This window comes from Streptomyces sp. TLI_55 (assembly GCF_900206255.1).
Taxonomy (GTDB): Bacteria; Actinomycetota; Actinomycetes; order Streptomycetales; family Streptomycetaceae; genus Streptomyces; species Streptomyces aquilus.
This window is the reverse complement of sequence record NZ_OAOJ01000001.1, coordinates 4,701,103-4,721,635: the sequence shown is the minus strand read 5'-3', so window position 1 is coordinate 4,721,635 and position 20,533 is coordinate 4,701,103. Positions and strand designations below refer to the sequence as shown.

The following is a 20,533-nucleotide window of genomic DNA, read 5'->3' as shown; positions in this document are numbered from 1 at the left end:
ACCCGGAAATCCCTGTGCGGCACCGATGAGTTTGCGCGACCGTAAAGGTCTCCCCATGCGTAGCCCAAGCAGGCGCCAGCGCCTCGCACGCGGAAGGACACCCCGCCATGAGCCCCACCCTGAGCCGGCCCACCTCCGGTCTGGCGATCGAGACCGCGGGACTGGTGAAGACGTTCGGTGAGACCCGTGCCGTCGACGGAGTCGACCTCGCCGTCCCGGCCGGCACGGTCTACGGCGTCCTCGGTCCGAACGGCGCCGGCAAGACCACCACCGTGAAGATGCTCGCCACCCTGCTCCGTCCCGACGGCGGCGAGGCCCATGTCTTCGGACACGACGTGGTCCGCGAGGCCGACGAGGTGCGCGCCAGGGTGAGCCTCACCGGCCAGTACGCCTCCGTCGACGAGGACCTCACCGGCCTGGAGAACCTGATCCTGCTCGGCCGTCTCCTCGGCCACCACAAGAAGGCCGCCCGGGTGCGGGCCGGGCAGCTCCTGGAGGCCTTCGGGCTGACGGACGCGGCCGCGAAGCAGGTCAAGCACTACTCGGGCGGCATGCGGCGCCGGATCGACATAGCCGCCTCCATCCTCAACACCCCCGACCTGCTGTTCCTCGACGAGCCGACGACCGGCCTCGACCCGCGCAGCCGCAACCAGGTGTGGGACATCGTGCGCGCGGTCGTCGCCCAGGGCACCACCGTGCTGCTGACCACGCAGTACCTGGACGAGGCCGACCAGCTGGCGTCCCGGATCGCCGTCATCGACCGCGGCCGGGTGATCGCCGAGGGCACCAAGGGCGAGCTGAAGGCGTCCGTGGGCGCCGGGTCCGTGCATCTGCGGCTGCGCGATCCGGGACAGCGGCCGGAGGCGGAGCGGGTCCTGAGGCTCGCGCTCGACACCGACGTACAGCGGGAGCCGGACCCCGTGGCGCTCACCGCACGGCTGTCCGGGGCGGGCGACTCCGCAGCCGAGCAGGCCTCCCGCGCGCTCGCCGAACTCGCCCGCACCGGCATCACCGTCGACAACTTCTCGCTGGGCCAGCCCAGCCTGGACGAGGTCTTCCTCGCCCTCACCGGACACGACACCCACGAAACCCCCGACGCGAAGGAAGAGGCGGCGGCATGAGCACCGCGACCACCACCGAGGCCAAGGACCTCGCCCCCGTCAGCGCCGAGTCGCTGGCCGCCCTCCTGGTCGCCGGGGAGCGGCCGCCGCGCCCCAGCGCGCTCTCGGCCTCCCTCACCTTCGGCTGGCGGGCGATCCTCAAGATCAAGCACGTCCCCGAGCAGCTCTTCGACGTGACCGCGTTCCCGATCATGATGGTGCTGATGTACACGTACCTGTTCGGGGGCGCCCTGGCCGGCTCCCCGAAGGAGTACATCCAGTTCCTGCTGCCGGGCATCCTGGTGATGTCGGTCGTGATGATCACGATGTACACGGGCGTCTCCGTGAACACCGACATCGAGAAGGGTGTCTTCGACCGGTTCCGGTCGCTGCCGATCTGGCGGCCGTCGACGATGGTCGGCTATCTGCTGGGCGACGCCCTGCGCTACACGATCGCGTCGGTCGTGATGCTCGTCGTCGGCATGATCATCGGCTACCGCCCGGACGGCGGGGCCGGCGGCGTCCTCGCGGGGATCGCGCTGCTGGTCGTGTTCTCGTTCGCGTTCTCGTGGATCTGGACCATGTTCGGGCTGCTGCTGCGCACCGAGAAGTCGGTGATGGGCGTCAGCATGATGGTGATCTTCCCGCTGACCTTCCTGTCCAACGTGTTCGTCGACCCGAAGACCATGCCGGGCTGGCTCCAGGCCTTCGTCAACAACAGCCCGATCACGCATCTGTCCTCGGCCGTACGAGGGCTGATGGCGGGCGACTGGCCCGCCGACGAGATCGCCTGGTCGCTGGGGTGGGCGGGCCTGTTCGTCGCCGTCTTCGGCCCGGTCACCATGCGGCTCTACAACCGCAAGTGATCACTCCTGTACGAGGGGACGGACGTCGGGTGCGATCTGCGAACCCGGCGTCGCCCGCACGATCGTGATCAGCCGGTCGGTCAGCTCCAGCGTCCCGACGGCCGGATCGTCGTAGCCGAGCACCCGATGACCTCGTACGACACTCACCACCAGGTCGTCGGTCTCCCGCGGCCTGCGGCCCACCTCGGCCTTTATGACCGGCCGTTCGATGATGTCGAGCCCGCTGCCCTGCTGGATGAGGTCCTCCATCACCATGCCGGCGGCCGGGCTCAGCACCGACAGCCCGAGCAGCCGTCCGGCCGCGCTCGCGCTGGTGATGACGGCGTCCGCGCCGGACTGCTTCAGCAGGGGCGCGTTCTCCTCCTCCCGCACCGCGGCCACGATCTTGGCGCCCTTGTTGAGCTGCCGGGCGGTGAGCGTGACGAGGACGGCGGTGTCGTCCCGCTGTGTCGCGATGATGATCTTCCGAGCCCTGTGCACCTCGGCCCGCTTCAGCACCTCGCTGCGCGTCGCGTCCCCTATGACCCCCGCGTACCCCTCGGCGGTCGCGGCGTCGATCACCTTGGAGCTGGGGTCGACCACGACCACCTGCTCTTTCTTCAGCCCCGTCGCACAGACGGTCTGGATCGCCGACCGGCCCTTGGTCCCGAAGCCGACGACGACGGTGTGATCACGCAAGGTGGACCTCCAGCGGTTGAGCCGCCATTCCTCCCGGGTGCGTTCGGTGAGGACTTCGAGCGTGGTGCCGACCAGGATGATCAGGAACAGCACGCGCAGGGGCGTGATGACGAAGATGTTGGTGAGCCGGGCCCCGTCACTGACCGGGGTGACGTCGCCGTATCCGGTGGTGGAGAGGGTGACGGTCGCGTAGTACCAGGCGTCGAGGAAGTCGACGGAACCGTCGGAGTTGTCGTTGTAGCCGTCGTGGTCGAACCAGACGAGCAGCGCGGTCACCGACAGCACCAGCAGCGCCATGAGAACCCGCTTGGCGACCTGCCGGAACGGATGCTCCACCACTTTGCGCGGCAGCTTCACCCGGTGGGTCACGAGATGCTCGTCCGCCTGGCGGGCGATCGCGTCATGGCCCGGAAGTTTCACGTGAAACACACCCCGATTCCGGCGGACGCCCAGGGCAGGTCGAGGAGTTCCAGCTCCTGACCCGCGCGGGCACCGCCAGGCGGTACGACGGCCAGGGCGTCGGCCGCCGCGATGCCGCGCAGCATGGCCGGGCCGTTGTAGTGCAGCGGGACGGCACTGTCACCGCGCAGGACGACCGGGATGAGCCGGGTGTCGTACGGATGGCCGTGGACCTCGTCCCGCAGGGGCAGCGTGTACGACTCCGGGGCGGGGTGGGCGGCAAGGGTCCGCAGCAGCGGCTCGGCGAGCGTGAGCAGCCCGGAGACGGCGGCGAGGGGGTTGCCGGGCAGGCCGACGAGGTGCTGGTTCTCCTTGATGCGGGCCAGCAGCATCGGGTGGCCAGGGCGCACCTTGACGCCGTTGACCAGGAGTTCGGCGCCGATGCGCTGGAGTGTGGGGTGGACGTGGTCGACGGGGCCGGAGGCGGTGCCGCCGGTGGTGAGGACTAGGTCGGCGCCGGAGGTGGTGATCGCCTTGTGCAGGGCCTGGGCGTCGTCGCCGAGTCGGCGTACGGCGATGACCTCGGCGCCCAGTGCGCGCAGCCAGGGCGGCAGCATCGGGCCGAGCGCGTCCCGGATCAGGCCCTCGCGCGGGAGGCCCGCGGTGAGCAACTCGTCACCCAGGACGAGGACTTCGACACGGGGGCGGGGGACAACGGTGAGGGTGTCGTACCCGGCGGCCGCGGCGAGCCCGAGGACGGCCGGGGTCACGAGGGTGCCGACCGGCAGGAGTTGGTCGCCGTTGCGGCACTCCTGGCCGCGCGGGCGGATGTCCTGGCCGTGCTTGGTCTCGCGGGTCGCGTGCAGCCGGCCCTGGCCGTCGGTACGGCCGTGCTCGCTGCGCAGCACCGCGGTGGTGTCCGGGGGGATGCGGGCGCCTGTGGCGATCCGGACGGCCTCGCCGTCGCTGAGCGGCTGCGGCTCGGCGTGCCCGGCCAGCACGCCCTCGTCCCGTACGTCCCACGGACCCGGTCCGGCGACCGCCCAGCCGTCCATCGCTGAGGTGTCGAAGGAGGGCAGGTCGGTGAGGGCGGTGAGGGGGGCGGCCAGGGTGAGGCCGAGGGCGGCGTCGAGGGGGACGGGGGCGTTGCGGGGAGCGGGGGCGCGGCGGTCGGCCGGAGCGCCGGAACGGGTGGCTTCGGCGGCCTGGGCGGCGCGGGCGGCTCGCGCGGCTCGGGCCGCGATGTCACGGGCCTGGGGCCAGGGGGTGGCGCGGTGGTGGGCGTCGGACGTGCGGGAGGCGTCGCTCTGCGCCGGCCCGGTGGGCGGGGGCACCTGCTCGCCCGAGGCGCGGTCCGAGGTGAGGCCTGAGTCGCGGGTACGGCCTGTGTCTCGGCGGTCGTTCACGAGGGCGAGCACCTCCTCGACGTCCAGGTCCTCGGCGTCGGTCTGCGCGCCGGTCCGGGTGGAGCGGGCCGTCATCCGGCGTCCGTACCGGGCTGGGCGCCGGACGTGTCACCCGGCTTGGCGTCGGACGCGTCCTCGTCGGGCCAGGCGAGGGCGAGGGCGGTGGCCTTGCGGGCTGCCTCGGCGACCGCCTCGGGGCCTCCCCCGGCCTGCGCGGCCGCGTAGCCGACGAGGAACGTGGTCAGCGGCGCCCCGGGCCTGGCCACGTTGTGGGCGGCGTCGCGGGCGAGGTCGAGCAGGACGCCGGTGTCGACGTCGAGTTCGATACCCAGCTCGTCCTTGACTGCGGAGATCCATTCATCCAGCACGGGTCCATGCTCCCTGATACGTGCCCTGGCGGCGGCGATGTCGTCCCAGGTGTCGCAGTCGAAGGACGCGACGGGGTCCGGGACACGGGTGAGGTGGAGTCCGGCGGTCAGCCGGCGCAGGGGCAGCCCGGTGAGGCCGTCGTGCGCTGTGGTGAGCGTGGTGAGCTCACGGCGCAGTGCGGAGGCGCGGTAGGCGGCGACGAGGGGTTGGTCGCGGCCGTCGGCGTCGGTGAGCAGCGCTCCGTCGGTGCCGGCCTCGCGCAGGGCGGTCAGCAGCCGGCGGACGGTGTCCGCGGTGAGGAAGGGCAGGTCGGCGGAGAGGACGACGACGTCCCGCGCGGTGGTGGGGCGCAGGCCGGCGCCGAGCGCGGCGAGCGGGCCGCCGCCGGGCGGGTCCTCGCGGGCCCAGGTGACGGGCCGGGCGGTGGGCCGGGGGTCGGCGACCACGACGGTGGTACGGGCGTCGGCGCAGGCGGCCAGAACCCGCTCCAGCAGCGCCCGCCCGCCCACGCGCACGCCGGGCTTGTCCGCACCACCGAGCCGCCGAGCGGCACCCCCGGCGAGCACGACGGCGTCGTACGCCAGATCGGCGCCGGGGGCCGCGAGATCGGCACCGGCGGCGCCCGCGGGCTCGTACGAGGTCACCCTCCGAGTATGCGGGCCGTCGCGATCACAGGGAACGCGTGGGGCTCGGGGATCGCGGAGTGCGTGGGGGGACGCAGCAATCGCAGGGGCGGGTCGGGCGACCCCGTCATCGCACAGGGCGGGTTGGGCAACCCGTCACCGCAGGGGCAGGGTCGGGCGACCCGTCATCGCAGGGGCCGGGTCGGGCGACCCGTCATCGCACGAGGCCGGTCGGGCGATCCGGCCATCGCGGGGTCCCGGTCGTGCGACCCCGCGATCACGGGTGCGCGGCAGCGTCGGTCCCATCGCAAGGTGCGCGACGGCACCACGGCGATCACCGCGCACCCGTCGGCACCACGGCCGTCAGAGGGTGCGCGGTGACGCCGCGGCCCTTACAACGTGCGCAGCAGCACCGCCGGTTGCTCCACGCAGTCCGCCACGTACCGCAGGAAGCCGCCCGCCGTGCCGCCGTCGCAGACGCGGTGGTCGAAGGTGAGCGACAGCTGGACGACCTGCCGGACCGCCAGCTCCCCCTCGTGCACCCACGGCTTGGGGACGATACGGCCGACGCCGAGCATCGCGGCCTCGGGGTGGTTGATGATCGGCGTGGAGCCGTCGACGCCGAAGACGCCGTAGTTGTTCAACGTGAAGGTCCCGCCGGTGAGTTCGCCGGGCGTGAGGGTGCCGGTGCGGGCCGCCTCGGTCAGCCGGGCGAACTCCGCGGTCAGCGACTCCGCGTCCCGCGCGTGGGCGTCCCGGACGACCGGCACGACGAGCCCGCGCTCGGTCTGGGCGGCGAAGCCGATGTGGACCTGGTCGAGCTGGACGATCTCCCTCGCCGCCATGTCGACCGTGGAGTTGAGCTCGGGGTAGCGGGCCAGAGCCGCCGTGCAGATGCGGGCCAGCAGGGCGAGCAGGGAGATCTTCGGTCCCCCCGCGCCGTTCATCGCAGCACGCGCCCGCATGAGTTCGGTCGCGTCGGCGTCGACCCAGCAGGTGGCGTCCGGGATCTCACGCCGGCTGCGGGACAGCTTGTCGGCGACGGCACCGCGGATGCCCTTGAGGGGGGTGCGGATGCCTCCGGCGGTGGGGCCGGTGAGAGCCGGGGCGGCGGGCAAAGGCGCCGTCTCCGGAGTGGCGGTCGGCACGGAGGCGGTGCGTCCCTGGGCCGTGGCCGCTCGCAGCGCGTACTCCACGTCCGCCCGCAGGATCAGCCCCTCGGGTCCGGAGCCGGTCAACTCCCGCAGGTCCAGGCCGTTCTCCCGGGCCAGCTTGCGCACGAGCGGCGAGATCACCGGAACAGGCCCTTCCACCGGTTCGGGAACCGCCGGTCGCCCGTTCGCCGCCATGGGCGCCGCAGGCCTCCGTACCCTTCTGCGCCGCGCCGGTGCCTCCGAAGTGCCGTATCCCACCAGCACGTTCCCGGAGCCCTCGGTCTTCGCGCCGGTCTCCTCCGCCGAACCGCCGGAGGCAGACGCCCCCACCGCGACGGTGATCAGCGGCGCGCCCACGGGCAGTTCCGTGCCCTCCTCGCCGAAGCGGGCCGTGACGACACCGCCGTAGGGGCAGGGCACGTCGACCAGCGCCTTGGCGGTCTCGACCTCGACGACCGGCTGGTCGACGGCGACGACGTCACCGACCTCCACCAGCCAGCGGACGATCTCCGCCTCGGTCAGCCCCTCCCCGAGGTCGGGGAGCTTGAACTCCAGCACCTGTGCCATCAGCTCTCGGCCTCCCACTGCAGACGCCCCACGGCGTCCAGGATCCGGTCCACGCCGGGCAGGTGGTGACGCTCCAGCATCGGCGGCGGGTAGGGGATGTCGAACCCGGCCACGCGCAGGACCGGTGCCTCCAGATGATGGAAGCAGCGCTCCGTGACGCGGGCCGCGATCTCCCCGCCCGGGCCGCCGAACCCGCCCGACTCGTGCACGACGACCGCGCGTCCGGTCCGCCGTACCGAGGCGCAGACCGTCTCGTCGTCGAACGGCACCAGGGAGCGCAGGTCGACGACTTCGAGGTCCCACCCCTCGGCCCGGGCCGCCTCGGCGGCTTCGAGGCAGACGGGTACGGACGGCCCGTACGTGATGAGTGTGGCGCTCCGGCCCGAGCGCCGCACCACCGCGCGGCCTATCGGTTCAACGCTCTGCGGCTCCTCGGGGTTCCAGGAGTCCTTCGACCAGTACAGGCGCTTGGGTTCGAGGAAGACGACCGGGTCGTCGGAGGCGATCGCGGCCCGCAGCAGGCCGTAGGCGTCGGCGACCGTGGCGGGCGTGACGACATGGAGTCCCGGGGTCGCCAGGTAGTACGCCTCGGAGGAGTCGCTGTGGTGCTCGACGCCGCCGATGCCGCCGCCGTAGGGGACGCGGATGGTGATCGGCAGTGGCATCGCGCCGCGCGTGCGGTTGCGCATGCGGGCGACATGGCTGATGAGCTGCTCGAACGCCGGGTAGGCGAACGCGTCGAACTGCATCTCCACGACCGGCCGCAGCCCGTACATCGCCATGCCGACGGCGGTGCCGAGGATGCCGGCCTCGGCGAGCGGGGTGTCGGTGCAGCGGTCCTCGCCGAACTCCTTGGCGAGGCCGTCGGTGACGCGGAAGACGCCGCCGAGGGTGCCGACGTCCTCGCCCATGACGTGGACGGCGGGGTCGGCGGCCATGGCGTCGCGCATCGCGCGCGTGAGGGCCTGCGCCATGGTGGCGGGCTTCACCGCGACGGTGGTCATGGAGTCTCCCCCTCGGCTTCCAGCTCGGCCTGCAACTGGGCGCGCTGCTCCAGCAGTTGCGGGGTGGGTTCGGCGTAGACGTGGGCGAACAGGTCCATGGGGTCGAGGACCGGGTCCTGGTTCATGCGCTCGCGCAGGTCGGCGGCCATGGTCTCGGCGGCGTCGCGGGCCGCCTGGATGCCGGCGTCGTCGAGGAGTCCGCGCGTGGTCAGCTCGTGTTCGAGGAGCTTGATCGGGTCGTGGTCGCGCCAGGCGTCTACCTCGGCGTCGCCGCGGTAGCGGGTCGCGTCGTCGGCGTTGGTGTGGGCCTCCACGCGGTACGTGATGGCCTCCACGAGGGTGGGACCGCCGCCCGCGCGCGCGTGCCGTACGGCGTCGGCGAGGACCTCGTGCACGGCCGCCGCGTCGTTGCCGTCCACCAGCCGGCCGGGCATGCCGTAGCCGACGGCCTTGTGGGCCAGCGACGGGGCCGCGGTCTGCTTGGCGAGCGGGACGGAGATGGCGAAGCCGTTGTTCTGGACGAGGAAGACGACCGGCGCCTGCCAGACGGCGGCGAAGTTCAGCGCCTCGTGGAAGTCGCCCTCGCTGCTGCCGCCGTCGCCGACCATGGCGAGCGCGACCACGTCGTCGCCCTTGAGGCGGGCGGCGTGCGCGAGGCCCACGGCGTGCGGGAGCTGGGTGGCCAGCGGGGTGCACAGGGGGGCGATCCGGTGCTCGTGCGGGTCGTAGCCGGTGTGCCAGTCGCCGCGCAGCAGCGTCAGCGCCTCGACGGGGTCGAGGCCGCGGGCGACGGCGGCGAGGGTGTCGCGGTAGCTGGGGAAGAGCCAGTCACGGTCCTCCAGGACCAGCGCGGCGGCGACCTCGCAGGCCTCCTGGCCGGTGCTGGATGGGTAGACGGCGAGGCGGCCCTGCTTGGTGAGGGCGGTCGCCTGCGCGTTGTACCGCCGGCCGCGCACCAGCTCGGCGTAGAGGCGGCGCAGCAGGCCGGGGTCGGCCTTCCCGGCGGCCTCGGTGCCGAGGACGCGGTACGGCTCCGTGTCGGGCAGCAGCGGCGCGGGGTCCGTGCGGGGCTGCCAGGCGGGCGGCGGCGATGGCCGGTACGCGCCCCGCTGCTCCATGACCGTCATGACGGCACCTCCTCGTGGGAGCGGCTTCAGACGCGTCACGGGTTGTGATGCGCCTCACCTACCGATTGTTCGGTCGTCGGCACATTTTGGCTACAGGCACCCTCAGGCTGTGGACAAACGGTTCTGCACAGCCTGCAATGAACGCAGTACGTCCATGATAGGGAGGCGGGGGGACATGGCACCTGAACAAATGGCCGAAGGCCGGGAGGGCGGCGTGCCCCTGCCGCCCCCGCGTCCTCTCGACGCCATCGATCAGGACATCCTGCAGATGCTCCAGGTCGACGGCCGCGCCTCGATAAGGTCCGTCGCCGAACGCGTCCACGTCTCCCGCGCCAACGCCTACGCGCGTATCAACCGCCTCATCGAGGACGGCGTCATCCGCGGCTTCGGGGCCCGCGTCGACCACGAACGGGCAGGCCAGGGCACCTCGGCGTACATCACCCTGAAGATCGTCCAGAACAGCTGGCGCACGGTCCGCGAACAACTCCGCCAGCTGCCGGGCGCCTCCCACATCGCCCTGGTCGGCGGCGACTTCGACGTCCTGCTGCTGGTGCACACGCCGGACAACAGATCCCTGCGCGAGCTGGTCCTCACCCGCCTCCAGGCCATCCCGGAGGTACTGAGCACGCGCACGCTGCTGGTCTTCGAGGAGGAGGACCTGGAGCCGCAGGGCTGAGCGACGCCCCCGAAGGCGCCGGTCTCCCGCGCACGCGCGCGCTCAGGCGGCGCGTCGCAGCCCCCCGAACACCAACTGCGCCACCGCGTCCGCCACTTCGCGCTCGTTCATCCCGCGCCCGTCCGGCCGGTACCACTCCACGATGGAGTTGATCATCCCGAACACGAGCCGGGTGGCGAGGCGGACCTCCACATCCCCCCGCACGTCCCCCTCCGCGGCCGCGGCCTTCAGCAACTCGGCGACCCGGTGGTCGAACTCACGGCGGCGCTCCAGGGCCCAGCGCTCGGTGTCGGTGTTGCCGCGGACGCGCAGCAGCAGGGTGACGTAGGGGAGTTCGGCGATGAGGACCTCGACCATGCGCCGGACCACGTACTCCAGGCGCTCGGCGGCGTGCCCCACGCGCGCGTGCTCCTCGTCGAGGATGCCGAACAGCCCGTCCAGCGCACGGCTGACGGCCCGGCGCAGCAGTTCCTCCTTGCTCGCCACGTGGTGGTAGATCGAGGACTTGGAGATCCCGGCCGCCTTGGAGAGGTGCTCCATGGAGGTGCCGTCGTAGCCGCGCTCGTTGAAGACCTGGACGGCGACGGACAGCAGCGTCTCGGGGGTGTACGTGTCGCGCTTGGCGGTGGTCATGACGTACTGCCCTCCCTCTTGTCGGTGGCGTACGCGTGGCGGTACAGCGCGAGGGACGGGGCGTACCGCCCGGAGGGGTCGCGAAGATGCAGGTCGTCGAGGAGCGCGTAGGCCCAGTTGCGGCCCAGCCGGCGGCTCCATTCGAAGGGGCCCAGCGGGTAGTTGACCCCGAGCCGCATCGCCGTGTCGATGTCCTCCTCCGTGGCCACGCCCTTGGCCACGGCGTCGTGCGCGAGGTCGACGATCCGGGCGACCGTGCGCGCGACGATCATGCCGGGGACGTCGCCGATGACGCTGACGTCCTTGCCGAGCGCCTGGAAGAGGCCGATGGCCTCGGCGAGGGTCTGCGGGGCGGTGTCCTGGGAGGCGGACAGGGCGATGCGGGTGGCGCGGCGGTAGTCGAGGGCGAGGTCGAAGTAGACCACGTCCCGGAACTCCACCGACGTCTGCCCGTCGGCGAGCGCCAGCTGGCCGCCGCTGGGCAGCACCAGCCGGGTGCCGTGGTCCTCCTCGTCCTCGCGGACCTGGATGCCGGCCTCGCGGATCAGGGCGAGCAGCTCGGACGCGGGGCCAAGGTCGCCCTCGGCGGTGACGTGGGCGGGCGGCTGGGAGGGTTCCGCGGTGTGCGGCTCGGCGGCCTCGGCGTCGGGACCGTGGTCGTACCAGCCGTGTCCGCTCTTGCGGCCGAGGCGGCCCGACTCGACCAGGCGGCGCTGGGCGAGCGAGGGCGTGAAGCGGACGTCCCGGAAGAAGGACTCCCAGACCGAGTGCGTGACGGACTCGTTGACGTCCTGCCCGATGAGGTCGGTCAGCTCGAACGCCCCCATCTTGAAGCCGCCGGACTCGCGCAGCACCGCGTCGATGGTGGCGGGGTCGGCTCCCTGAGCCTCGTAGACCGCGAACGCCTCGGCGTAGAAGGGCCGGGCGATGCGGTTGACGATGAAGCCGGGGGTGTCGGCGCAGGCGACCGGTGTCTTGCCCCACGCGCGTGCCGTCTCGTACGCGCGCGTGGCCGACGTGACGTCGGTGGCGAACCCGGAGACGACCTCGACGAGCGGCAGCAGCGGGGCCGGGTTGAAGAAGTGCAGGCCCACGAGGCGGCCGGGGTTGCGCAGGGCGCCGCCGATGGCGGTGACCGACAGGGACGAGGTGTTGGTGGCGAGCAGACAGTCCTCGTCGACCACGTCCTCCAGCTCCCGGAACAGCTCCTGCTTGACGTCCAGCCGCTCCAGGACGGCCTCGACCACCAGGGAGCAGTCGGCGAGGTCGGCGAGCGTGCCGGCGGCCGTCAGACGGGCGCGTGCCGCGTCCCGGTCGGCGCCGGTGAGGCGGTCCTTCTCGACGAGCCGGTCGAGGCGGGCGCCGATCGCGTCGGCCGCGTCCTGGGCACGCCCGGGGGCGGTGTCGTACAGCCGTACGGGGTGGCCGGCGACCAACGCGACCTGGGCGATGCCCTGGCCCATGGTGCCGGTGCCGACGACGGCCACGGGGCTGCTGAGGTCGAGTGCTGTCATGTGCGCGATCCTCCCGCACGGGGTTTTCCACAGATGCGGCGGACCCCCTTGTCCCGACCGATCGTTCGGTTACTCTAACTCTGACTGGCCGTTCCTGCCCATGGTTCCGACCATTGGTTCTGCCCAGGTCATGAGCTCGACGCAGAGTTCTCCAGACGAGGAGTTGGTCCCGCATGGCCGCCGAACTGACCGCCCACGAGCTGATCGCCCAGCACCGGCCCACTCTCGACCAGGCGCTGGAAGCGATCCGCACGCGCGCGTACTGGTCCCCGCACCCCGAGCACCCGAAGGCCTACGGCGAGAACGGCAGCCTGGACGCGGCGGCGGGCAAGGCGGCCTTCGACGCCCTCCTCGGCACCCGCCTCGACCTCGGCCAGCCCGGCACGGACGGCTGGGTGTCCGGCGAAGTGTCGCCGTACGGCCCGGAGCTGGGCGTCGAGTACCCGCACGCGGACGTGGACGTGCTGCTGCCCGCCATGAAGGCGGGCCAGAAGGCCTGGCGGGAGGCCGGCGCGGAGATCCGCGCGGTGGTCTGCCTGGAGATCCTCAAGCGCATCAGCGACCGGACGCACGAGTTCGCGCACGCGGTCATGCACACCTCCGGCCAGGCCTTCATGATGGCGTTCCAGGCGGGCGGCCCGCACGCGCAGGACCGCGGCCTGGAAGCGGTGGCGTACGCGTACGTGGAGCAGGTCCGCACCCCCGACACCGCGGAGTGGTCCAAGCCCCAGGGCAAGCGCGACCCCCTGGCCCTGACCAAGCAGTTCACTCCGGTCCCGCGCGGGATCGCCCTGCTGATCGGCTGCAACACGTTCCCGACGTGGAACGGCTACCCGGGCCTGTTCGCGTCCCTGGCCACCGGCAACGCGGTCCTGGTCAAGCCCCACCCGCGCGCGGTGCTGCCGCTCGCGCTCACCGTCCAGGTCGCCCGCGAGGTGCTGGCCGGGGCCGGCTTCGACCCGAACCTGGTGGCGCTGGCCGCCGAGCAGCCGGGTGAGGGCATCGCCAAGACCCTCGCCACCCGCCCGGAGATCCGGATCATCGACTACACCGGATCGACGTCGTTCGGCGACTGGCTGGAGGCCAACGCCCGCCAGGCGCAGGTCTACACGGAGAAGGCCGGCGTCAACACCGTGCTGGTCGACTCCACGGCGAACTACAAGGGCATGCTCTCCAACCTGGCCTTCTCGCTGTCCCTGTACAGCGGCCAGATGTGCACGACCCCGCAGAACTTCCTGATCCCGCGCGACGGCATCCGCACCGACGAGGGCCCCAAGACCTTCGACGAGGTCGCCGCCGACCTGGCCCGCTCGGTCGACGGGCTGCTCGGCGACGACGCCCGGGCGAACGCCCTGCTGGGCGCGATCGTCAACCCGGACGTCAAGGCCCGCCTGGAGGCCGCGGCGGGGCTCGGCGAGGTCGCGCTCGCCTCCCGGGAGGTCACCAACCCGGAGTTCCCGGACGCGGTCGTGCGCACGCCGGTCATCGTCAAGCTGGACGGCGCCAAGCCGGACGACGAGGCCGCCTACATGAGCGAGTGCTTCGGCCCGGTCTCCTTCGCCGTCGCGGTCGACTCGTCGGCGGACGCGGTCGAGCTGCTGCGGCGCACGATCCGCGAGAAGGGCGCGATGACGGTCGGCGCGTACACGACCGACGACGAGGTCGAGCGTGCGGTCCAGGAGGTCTGCTTCGACGAGGCGGCGCAGCTGTCGCTGAACCTCACGGGCGGGGTGTACGTCAACCAGACGGCCGCGTTCTCCGACTTCCACGGCTCGGGCGGCAACCCGGCGGCCAACGCGGCCCTCACGGACGGCGCGTTCGTCGCCAACCGCTTCCGGGTCGTGGAAGTACGCCGGGAGGCCTAAGGCCTGCGCTGGAAGTCCGCCGTGAGGCTCCAGTGGTACAGCGTCATCCCCACGCTCGTCGCGAGGTTGTAGCTGGAGACCTGGGGCCTCATCGGCAGCGCCACCAGCTGGTCGGCACGCGTGCGCAGCTCGGCGGACAGCCCGCTGCGCTCCGAGCCGAACGCGAGGACGGCGTCGTCCGGGAGCTTCACGCCCCGGATGTCGTCGCCCTCCGGGTCGAGGGCGTAGAGCGGCCCCGGAGGCAGCTCCTCGACCGTCACCCGCTCCACCGCGGTCGCGAAGTGCAGCCCCGCGCCCCCACGCACGACGGTCGGGTGCCAGGGGTCGAGCGTGCCCGTGGTGACGACACCGGTCGCCCCGAATCCCGCCGCAAGGCGGATCACGGCCCCCGCGTTGCCGAGGTTGCGCGGGTTGTCGAGGACCACCACCGGCGCGGGGCGGGGCACGCGCGCCAGCGCCTCCAGGTTCGCCGCGCGGGGCGGTCGTACCGCCAGGGCGGCCACCTCCGTCGGATGCGGGCGCGGCACGAGCTTGTCGTAGGTCCCCGGCACGACCTCCGTCAGCAGCGCGTCCAGCGCCTCGCGCACGTCGGGGGCCAGCTCCTCGGCGAGGGTGAGCGTGGCCGCGCGATCGGTGGTGACCGCCACCGGGACCTCGGCTCCGAAGCGCAGCGCGTGCTTGAGGGCGTGGAAGCCGTCGAGCAGGACGGCGAAGTCGGCGAGCCGGTGCCAGACGGCCACCGGGCCGGCGGAGTCGGCGGGATCGGCGGGGTCGGTCATGCCGTGAAGCCTACGTGCGTCTCCTCGGCGCTCTCGGGGGCGCGGGGCTGCGGCAGCGTCGTACGGCCCCGCCCTGCCGTGAGCCGCCCACGCGCGCGTGCCGCCCAGCCGCCCAGCCGGCGCAGGAACGACGTCGGCAGGAACACCGCGTCGGCGGCGATCATCGCCAGCGAGAAGAACGGCAGCCCGAGGACGACGGCGATCACGGCGTGCTCGGTCATCATGGCCGCCAGCAGGACGTTCTTGACCCGCCGGTTGAACAGCGTGAACGGGAAGGCGACCTGCACGGCGACGGTGCCGTAGGTGATGAGCAGCACCATGGTGGAGCTGGAGGACAGCGCGTCGGCGAGGCCGGGCCAGGGCGAGAAGTAGTCGAGGTGGAGCGGGTAGTAGACGGCGGTGCCGTCCTGCCAGCGCGAGCCCTGGATCTTGTACCAGCCGGCCGTCGCGTAGATCAGACAGGCCTCGGCCATGATCACGAGCAGGGCGCCGTTGTGGACGATGTTCGTGATGACGTCCAGCAGGATGCGCGGCTGGTCGGTGCGCGCCGGCCGCCCGACCGCCCACCACACGCCCAGGGACAGCCACACCGCCCACAGCAGCGAGGGCACGAACGGGTCGCCCTCGAAGAGCCGGCCCGCGCCCGTCGCCGCGATCAGCACCAGCCCGAGCACCACCCACAGCACGGGCCCGACCCGGTCCGGAACCCGCTCCCCACGCGCGCGTGCCCGGCGCGCGTCCAGCGACCACACCAGGCCGCACCGCGTGAACACCAGGTAGATGCACATCAGGTGCAGGACGTTGTCGCCGCCGTCGCCCATGAAGATGCTGCGGTTCTGCAGCGAGAGCACGCCGACCATGAAGAGCACGGACATCGTGCGGGTGCGCCAGCCCAGCAGCAGCAAGGCGCTGGACAGGACGGCGAGGCCGTAGACGAGTTCGAACCAGAACCGTCCGTCGGACCACATCAGCGCGGTGAACGCGCCGTTGCCCGCGATCAACTGCTCGGCGAGGTCCCAGCTCCAGGGCCCGTCGGGGCCGTACAGCTCCTGGCGGTGCGGCAGCTCGCGCAGCAGGAACAGCAGCCAGGTCGCGCTGAAGCCGATACGGACCACGGCGGCCTGGTAGGGGCCGAGCGCCGACTCCGTGATCCGGGCGATGGCCTGGGAGACCGCGAGGGAGAACCGGTTCACTGGTCGCCTCCCACACGGTCGGCCGGGGTGACCGCCCACCAGGGCAGCTCCCGGTAGGCGGGCTTGTCGGAGACCTGCTCCTGGCTCCAGTCGGGCGGCCGCACGTTGGTGGACACGGACCGCACCTGCACCCTCTCGACGCTCCCGCCGGAGCCCGCCGCGTCGTCCCGGTCGAGCCGCATCACCACGATCCGGCGCAGATACGTCTCCGACAGCGCGCCGCGCAGCCCGACCGGCCGGTTGTCGGTGCCGTGCGTGGCGCTGAAGAAGTCCCAGGCCCGGCGCAGCTCGTTCTGCTGGGTGTGGCTGGGCAGCAGATTGCCGTCGATGGCCCGGCCGTCCTCGGCCGACAGGTCGTACCAGCCGGTGGTGCGGACGGTCCCGTCCGCGGCCAGGACCTGGGCGCGGACCTGCACGGCGATGTCCTGCTGCAGCGGGTTCGGCGCGAACAGCTTCCAGTTCTGCTCGAACTCCGGGTAGATCCAGTCCTCGATCGCCCTGCCGTGCTGCTTGGTGACCGCGTTCGCGGGCGCGACGTGCAGGAAGGTCATCCCGAGGTGCACGCAGACGGTGACCGCCACGATCGCGAGGGCCAGCGCGGCCCCGATCTGGTACCGCAGGGACAGCGCGGCGACGCCGGTGCGGGGATCGGCGGGTGCGGGCGGGGCGGGCGGCGGCAGCGGGGGAGCCGGCTCGGCGGGCGGCTCGGGGGCACGCGGCCCGTCGGCCCCGCGCCGGGCCTCCGCGCCTGTGTCGTACGCGTCCATTGCGCCCCGTTTCCCGATGTCCGGACCGTGTCCGCGGCCTGTCACCCCACCCTGTCGTGCACAGGGACCACGGCAGGTTATCCACAGCGGTTGACACCATACGGCGCCCGGCACACCATGGATGCGACGAACCGAACGATCGGTCGGGAGCTTGTTCCGGACAAGGCCGGGGTCGAGGGGGCCACATGGCAACAGCAGCACAGGCGTACGACAGGACGGACACCGCCGGTCAGGACGCGTACGAGCGTGCCTTCGACGCCGCCGTGGCCGCCGACGAGCGCATCGAGCCGCGCGACTGGATGCCGGACGCCTACCGCGCCACGCTCGTCCGCCAGATCGCCCAGCACGCCCATTCCGAGATCATCGGCATGCAGCCGGAGGCGAACTGGATCACGCGCGCGCCCAGCCTGCGCCGCAAGGCCATCCTGATGGCCAAGGTCCAGGACGAGGCGGGCCACGGCCTGTACCTGTACAGCGCCGCCGAAACCCTCGGCACCGGCCGCGACGAACTCCTCGACAAGCTCCACTCCGGCCGCCAGAAGTACTCCTCGATCTTCAACTACCCGACCCTGACCTGGGCGGACGTCGGCGCGATCGGCTGGCTCGTGGACGGCGCCGCGATCACCAACCAGGTCCCCCTGTGCCGCTGCTCCTACGGCCCGTACGCGCGCGCGATGGTCCGTATCTGCAAGGAGGAGTCCTTCCACCAGCGCCAGGGGTACGAGCTGCTGCTGGCCCTCAGCAAGGGCACCCCCGAGCAGCACGCGATGGCGCAGGACGCGGTGGACCGCTGGTGGTGGCCGTCGCTGATGATGTTCGGCCCGCCCGACGACGAGTCCTCGCACTCCGCGCAGTCGATGGCCTGGAAGATCAAGCGGCACTCCAACGACGAGCTGCGCCAGCGCTTCGTCGACATCTGCGTCCCGCAGGCCGAGTCCCTCGGCCTGACCCTCCCCGACCCGGACCTGAAGTGGAACGAGGAACGGGGACACCACGACTTCGGCCCCATCGACTGGACCGAGTTCTGGGACGTCCTCAAGGGCAATGGCCCCTGCAACGAACAGCGGATCACCCAGCGCAGGTGCGCCCACGAAGAGGGCGCCTGGGTGCGGGAGGCGGCAGCGGCCTACGCCGCCAAGCACGGCAACGGGACAGGAGAGCAGCAGGCATGACGAACACCGACTGGCCCCTGTGGGAGGTCTTCGTGCGCTCGCGCCGTGGCCTCTCCCACACCCACGCCGGCAGCCTGCACGCCCCGGACGCGGAACTCGCCCTGCGCAACGCCCGCGACCTGTACACGCGGCGCGGCGAGGGCGTCTCGATCTGGGTCGTCCCGTCGGCCGCGATCACCGCGTCCTCCCCGGACGAGAAGGACCCGTTCTTCGAACCGGCCGCCGACAAGCCGTACCGCCATCCCACGTTCTACGAGATCCCGGAGGGGGTGAAGCACCTGTGACCGCCGACGTGACCCTCGACGCGACCACGCGCACGGCCGCCCTGGCCCTCGGCGACGACGCCCTGGTGCTCTCCCACCGTCTCGGCGAATGGGCCGGCCACGCGCCCGTCCTTGAGGAGGAGGTCGCCCTCGCCAACATCGCCCTGGACCTGCTCGGCCAGGCCCGGGTGCTGCTGTCGATGGTCGGCGACGAGGACGAACTGGCGTATCTGCGCGAGGAGCGCGCCTTCCGCAACCTCCAGCTGGTCGAGCAGCCGAACGGCGACTTCGCCCACACCATCGCCCGCCAGCTGTACTTCTCCACCTACCAGCACCTTCTGTACGCCGAACTGGCCGCCGGGCAGGGCCCGTTCGCGCCGCTCGCCGCGAAGGCCGTCAAGGAGGTCGCCTACCACCGCGACCACGCCGAGCAGTGGACCCTGCGGCTCGGCGACGGCACCGACGAGAGCCGGGAGCGGATGCGGCGGGCGTGCGGGGCGCTGTGGCGGTTCACCGGCGAGATGTTCCAGCCGGTCGAGGGCCTCGACGTGGACGGGACGGCCCTGGAGGCGGCCTGGCTGGCGTCCGTGACGGCCGTCCTCGACCGCGCCACCCTCACGGTCCCCGAAGGGCCGCGCACGGGCGCGTGGGCGGCCGGGGCGGGCCGACAGGGCCTGCACACCGAGTCGTTCGGACGCATGCTCGCCGAGATGCAGCATCTGCACCGCAGCCACCCGGGGGCGTCATGGTGACCACGACCCCGCTGGAGGCGGAACTCCTGGAGATCGCCGGCGCGGTCCCCGACCCCGAACTGCCCGTGCTCACCCTCCAGGAGCTCGGCGTCGTCCGCGCGGTGCACGCGAGCGGCACCGACACCGTCGAGGTCGAACTGACCCCGACCTACACCGGCTGCCCCGCCATCGAGGCGATGTCCCTCGACATAGAGCGGGCCCTGCACGCCCACGGCGTCCGGGACGTCACCGTGCGCACGGTGCTCACGCCCGCCTGGTCGACGGACGACATCACGGCCGAAGGCCGCCGCAAACTCCAGGAGTTCGGCATAGCGCCCCCGCGCGCGCAGCGGACCACGGGACCGGTCCCCCTGGCCCTGGGCGCCACCCGCACCCTCACCGCGGCCCCCGTGCACTGCCCGCACTGCGGCTCCGCCGACACCGAACTGCTCAGCCGGTTCTCCTCCACCGCGTGCAAGGCGCTGCGCCGCTGCCTGGCCTGCCGTGAACCGTTCGACCACTTCAAGGAGTTGTGATGGCCCGCTTCCACGCGCTCCCGGTGGCGGCGGTCGACCGGCTCACCGACGACTCCGTGGCCCTCACCTTCACCGTGCCGCCGGAACTCGCCGAGGAGTACCGCCACGCCCCGGGCCAGCACCTCGCCCTGCGCCGCAGGGCAGACGGCACGGAGATCCGCCGCACGTACTCCATCTGCTCCCCGGCCCCGCACAGCGAGGCTCCCCGTCAACTGCGGGTCGGCGTACGGCTGGTGGAGGGCGGCGCGTTCTCGACGTACGCGCTGAAGGAGATCAACGTCGGCGACGAGGTGGAGGTGATGACCCCCGCGGGCCGTTTCACCCTGGCCCCCGCGCCCGGGCTGTACGCGGCGATCGTCGGCGGCAGCGGCATCACTCCGGTGCTGTCGATCGTCTCGACGCTGCTGGCCCGTGAACCGGCCGCCCGCTTCTGCCTGATCCGCAGCGACCGTACGGCCGCTTCGACGATGTTCCTGGACGAGGTCGCCGACCTGAAGGACCGCTACCCCGAGCGGCTGCAGCTGGTGACCGTGCTGTCCCGGGAGGAGCAGCAGGCGGGCCTGCCGTCCGGGCGGCTCGACCGGGAGCGGCTGACCGGGCTGCTGCCCGCGCTGCTGCCGGTGGCGGAGGTGGCGGGCTGGTTCCTGTGCGGGCCGTTCGGCCTGGTGCAGGGCGCGGAGCGGGCCCTCAGGGAGCTCGGCGTCGCACGTACCCGGATCCACGAGGAGATCTTCCACGTCGACGCGGCCGCCCCCACCGCCCCGACGACTCCGGCGCCCGCGCACAGCACGGTCACCGCCCGGCTCGACGGCCGCGGCGGCACCTGGCCCGTCCAGGACGGCGAGTCCCTCCTGGAGACGGTCCTGCGCAACCGCCCCGACGCCCCCTACGCCTGCAAGGGCGGCGTCTGCGGCACCTGCCGCGCCTTCCTGGTCTCCGGCGAGGTCCGCATGGACCGCAACTTCGCGCTGGAGCCGGAGGAGACGGAGGCCGGCTATGTGCTGGCGTGCCAGTCGCACCCGGCGACGGAGAAGGTGGAGCTGGACTTCGACCGGTAGCCATCGGGTCAGGAGACGGGCGACGCCACGCCGTTCCCTTCTTCTAGAACCTG

The 20,533-nt window shown here is 72.3% G+C and carries 20 protein-coding genes; 9 read left to right on the top strand and 11 right to left on the bottom strand.

Annotation, left to right across the window (positions count from 1 at the left end; genetic code table 11):
• The first annotated feature begins 119 nt into the window (after positions 1 to 119).
• Complete coding sequence (locus CRP56_RS21645; RefSeq protein ID WP_097274322.1) at positions 120 to 1,121, top strand: ATP-binding cassette domain-containing protein; 1,002 nt, start codon at positions 120 to 122, stop codon at positions 1,119 to 1,121.
• Entirely contained in the window at positions 1,118 to 1,966 is an 849-nt protein-coding gene (locus CRP56_RS21640; protein WP_097266390.1) for an ABC transporter permease, read from the top strand. Before CRP56_RS21645 ends, CRP56_RS21640 begins: the two co-directional genes overlap by 4 nt.
• On the opposite strand, the gene CRP56_RS21635 is transcribed toward CRP56_RS21640, so the two are convergent.
• The 6 genes from CRP56_RS21635 to pdhA all read right to left on the bottom strand — a co-directional run bounded on the left by CRP56_RS21635 (position 1,967) and on the right by pdhA (position 9,293).
• A complete protein-coding gene (locus CRP56_RS21635; protein WP_097266389.1) occupies positions 1,967 to 3,064 on the bottom strand; it encodes a potassium channel family protein in 1,098 nt (365 codons plus the stop codon).
• Entirely contained in the window at positions 3,061 to 4,524 is a 1,464-nt protein-coding gene (locus CRP56_RS21630) for a molybdopterin molybdotransferase MoeA (protein WP_097266388.1), read from the bottom strand. The genes CRP56_RS21635 and CRP56_RS21630 overlap by 4 nt, the downstream gene beginning before the upstream one ends.
• A complete protein-coding gene (locus CRP56_RS21625) occupies positions 4,521 to 5,462 on the bottom strand; it encodes an NTP transferase domain-containing protein (RefSeq protein WP_097266387.1) in 942 nt (313 codons plus the stop codon). Before CRP56_RS21625 ends, CRP56_RS21630 begins: the two co-directional genes overlap by 4 nt.
• 371 nt (positions 5,463 to 5,833) lie before the next feature.
• Entirely contained in the window at positions 5,834 to 7,162 is a 1,329-nt protein-coding gene (locus CRP56_RS21620; protein ID WP_097266386.1) for a dihydrolipoamide acetyltransferase family protein, read from the bottom strand.
• Entirely contained in the window at positions 7,162 to 8,166 is a 1,005-nt protein-coding gene (locus tag CRP56_RS21615; protein ID WP_097266385.1) for an alpha-ketoacid dehydrogenase subunit beta, read from the bottom strand. The genes CRP56_RS21620 and CRP56_RS21615 overlap by 1 nt, the downstream gene beginning before the upstream one ends.
• A complete protein-coding gene (gene pdhA / locus CRP56_RS21610; protein WP_097266384.1) occupies positions 8,163 to 9,293 on the bottom strand; it encodes a pyruvate dehydrogenase (acetyl-transferring) E1 component subunit alpha in 1,131 nt (376 codons plus the stop codon). Before pdhA ends, CRP56_RS21615 begins: the two co-directional genes overlap by 4 nt.
• A gap of 175 nt (positions 9,294 to 9,468) precedes the next feature.
• Here pdhA and CRP56_RS21605 point away from each other — a divergent pair, with 175 nt between their 5' ends.
• Positions 9,469 to 9,969: an Lrp/AsnC family transcriptional regulator gene (locus CRP56_RS21605; RefSeq protein ID WP_373559661.1), complete on the top strand. Its 501-nt coding sequence runs from the start codon at positions 9,469 to 9,471 to the stop codon at positions 9,967 to 9,969.
• A 42-nt stretch (positions 9,970 to 10,011) separates the two neighbouring features.
• On the opposite strand, the gene CRP56_RS21600 is transcribed toward CRP56_RS21605, so the two are convergent.
• Together CRP56_RS21600 and CRP56_RS21595 are read right to left on the bottom strand one after the other, a co-directional pair.
• Positions 10,012 to 10,602, bottom strand: coding sequence for a TetR/AcrR family transcriptional regulator (locus tag CRP56_RS21600; protein WP_097266382.1), 591 nt, complete (start codon positions 10,600 to 10,602; stop codon positions 10,012 to 10,014).
• On the bottom strand, positions 10,599 to 12,116 hold the full coding sequence (locus CRP56_RS21595) for a 3-hydroxyacyl-CoA dehydrogenase (RefSeq protein ID WP_097266381.1): 1,518 nt from the start codon (positions 12,114 to 12,116) through the stop codon (positions 10,599 to 10,601). The genes CRP56_RS21600 and CRP56_RS21595 overlap by 4 nt, the downstream gene beginning before the upstream one ends.
• A 173-nt stretch (positions 12,117 to 12,289) precedes the next feature.
• Between CRP56_RS21595 and paaN the strand changes: the two genes are divergently transcribed.
• Positions 12,290 to 13,981: a phenylacetic acid degradation protein PaaN gene (paaN, locus tag CRP56_RS21590; protein WP_097266380.1), complete on the top strand. Its 1,692-nt coding sequence runs from the start codon at positions 12,290 to 12,292 to the stop codon at positions 13,979 to 13,981.
• On the opposite strand, the gene CRP56_RS21585 is transcribed toward paaN, so the two are convergent.
• Genes CRP56_RS21585 through CRP56_RS21575 form a run of 3 tightly spaced genes read right to left on the bottom strand, consistent with a single transcriptional unit; the run spans position 13,978 to position 16,720 of the window.
• On the bottom strand, positions 13,978 to 14,760 hold the full coding sequence (locus tag CRP56_RS21585) for a TrmH family RNA methyltransferase (RefSeq protein WP_097266379.1): 783 nt from the start codon (positions 14,758 to 14,760) through the stop codon (positions 13,978 to 13,980). The genes paaN and CRP56_RS21585 overlap by 4 nt on opposite strands.
• A complete protein-coding gene (locus CRP56_RS21580; protein WP_097266378.1) occupies positions 14,757 to 15,953 on the bottom strand; it encodes an HTTM domain-containing protein in 1,197 nt (398 codons plus the stop codon). The genes CRP56_RS21585 and CRP56_RS21580 overlap by 4 nt, the downstream gene beginning before the upstream one ends.
• A complete protein-coding gene (locus CRP56_RS21575; RefSeq protein WP_097266377.1) occupies positions 15,950 to 16,720 on the bottom strand; it encodes a DUF5819 family protein in 771 nt (256 codons plus the stop codon). Before CRP56_RS21575 ends, CRP56_RS21580 begins: the two co-directional genes overlap by 4 nt.
• Positions 16,721 to 16,905: 185 nt before the next feature.
• Here CRP56_RS21575 and paaA point away from each other — a divergent pair, with 185 nt between their 5' ends.
• Genes paaA through CRP56_RS21550 form a run of 5 tightly spaced genes read left to right on the top strand, consistent with a single transcriptional unit; the run spans position 16,906 to position 20,480 of the window.
• Positions 16,906 to 17,892: a 1,2-phenylacetyl-CoA epoxidase subunit PaaA gene (gene paaA / locus CRP56_RS21570; protein WP_097266376.1), complete on the top strand. Its 987-nt coding sequence runs from the start codon at positions 16,906 to 16,908 to the stop codon at positions 17,890 to 17,892.
• Entirely contained in the window at positions 17,889 to 18,176 is a 288-nt protein-coding gene (gene paaB / locus CRP56_RS21565; protein WP_037614825.1) for a 1,2-phenylacetyl-CoA epoxidase subunit PaaB, read from the top strand. The genes paaA and paaB overlap by 4 nt, the downstream gene beginning before the upstream one ends.
• Positions 18,173 to 18,907, top strand: a complete 735-nt coding sequence (gene paaC, locus CRP56_RS21560) for a 1,2-phenylacetyl-CoA epoxidase subunit PaaC (RefSeq protein ID WP_097266374.1) — start codon at positions 18,173 to 18,175, stop codon at positions 18,905 to 18,907. The genes paaB and paaC overlap by 4 nt, the downstream gene beginning before the upstream one ends.
• Positions 18,901 to 19,422, top strand: a complete 522-nt coding sequence (gene paaD, locus CRP56_RS21555; protein WP_097266372.1) for a 1,2-phenylacetyl-CoA epoxidase subunit PaaD — start codon at positions 18,901 to 18,903, stop codon at positions 19,420 to 19,422. Before paaC ends, paaD begins: the two co-directional genes overlap by 7 nt.
• A complete protein-coding gene (locus CRP56_RS21550; RefSeq protein ID WP_097266370.1) occupies positions 19,422 to 20,480 on the top strand; it encodes a 2Fe-2S iron-sulfur cluster-binding protein in 1,059 nt (352 codons plus the stop codon). Before paaD ends, CRP56_RS21550 begins: the two co-directional genes overlap by 1 nt.
• The last annotated feature ends 53 nt before the right edge of the window (positions 20,481 to 20,533 follow it).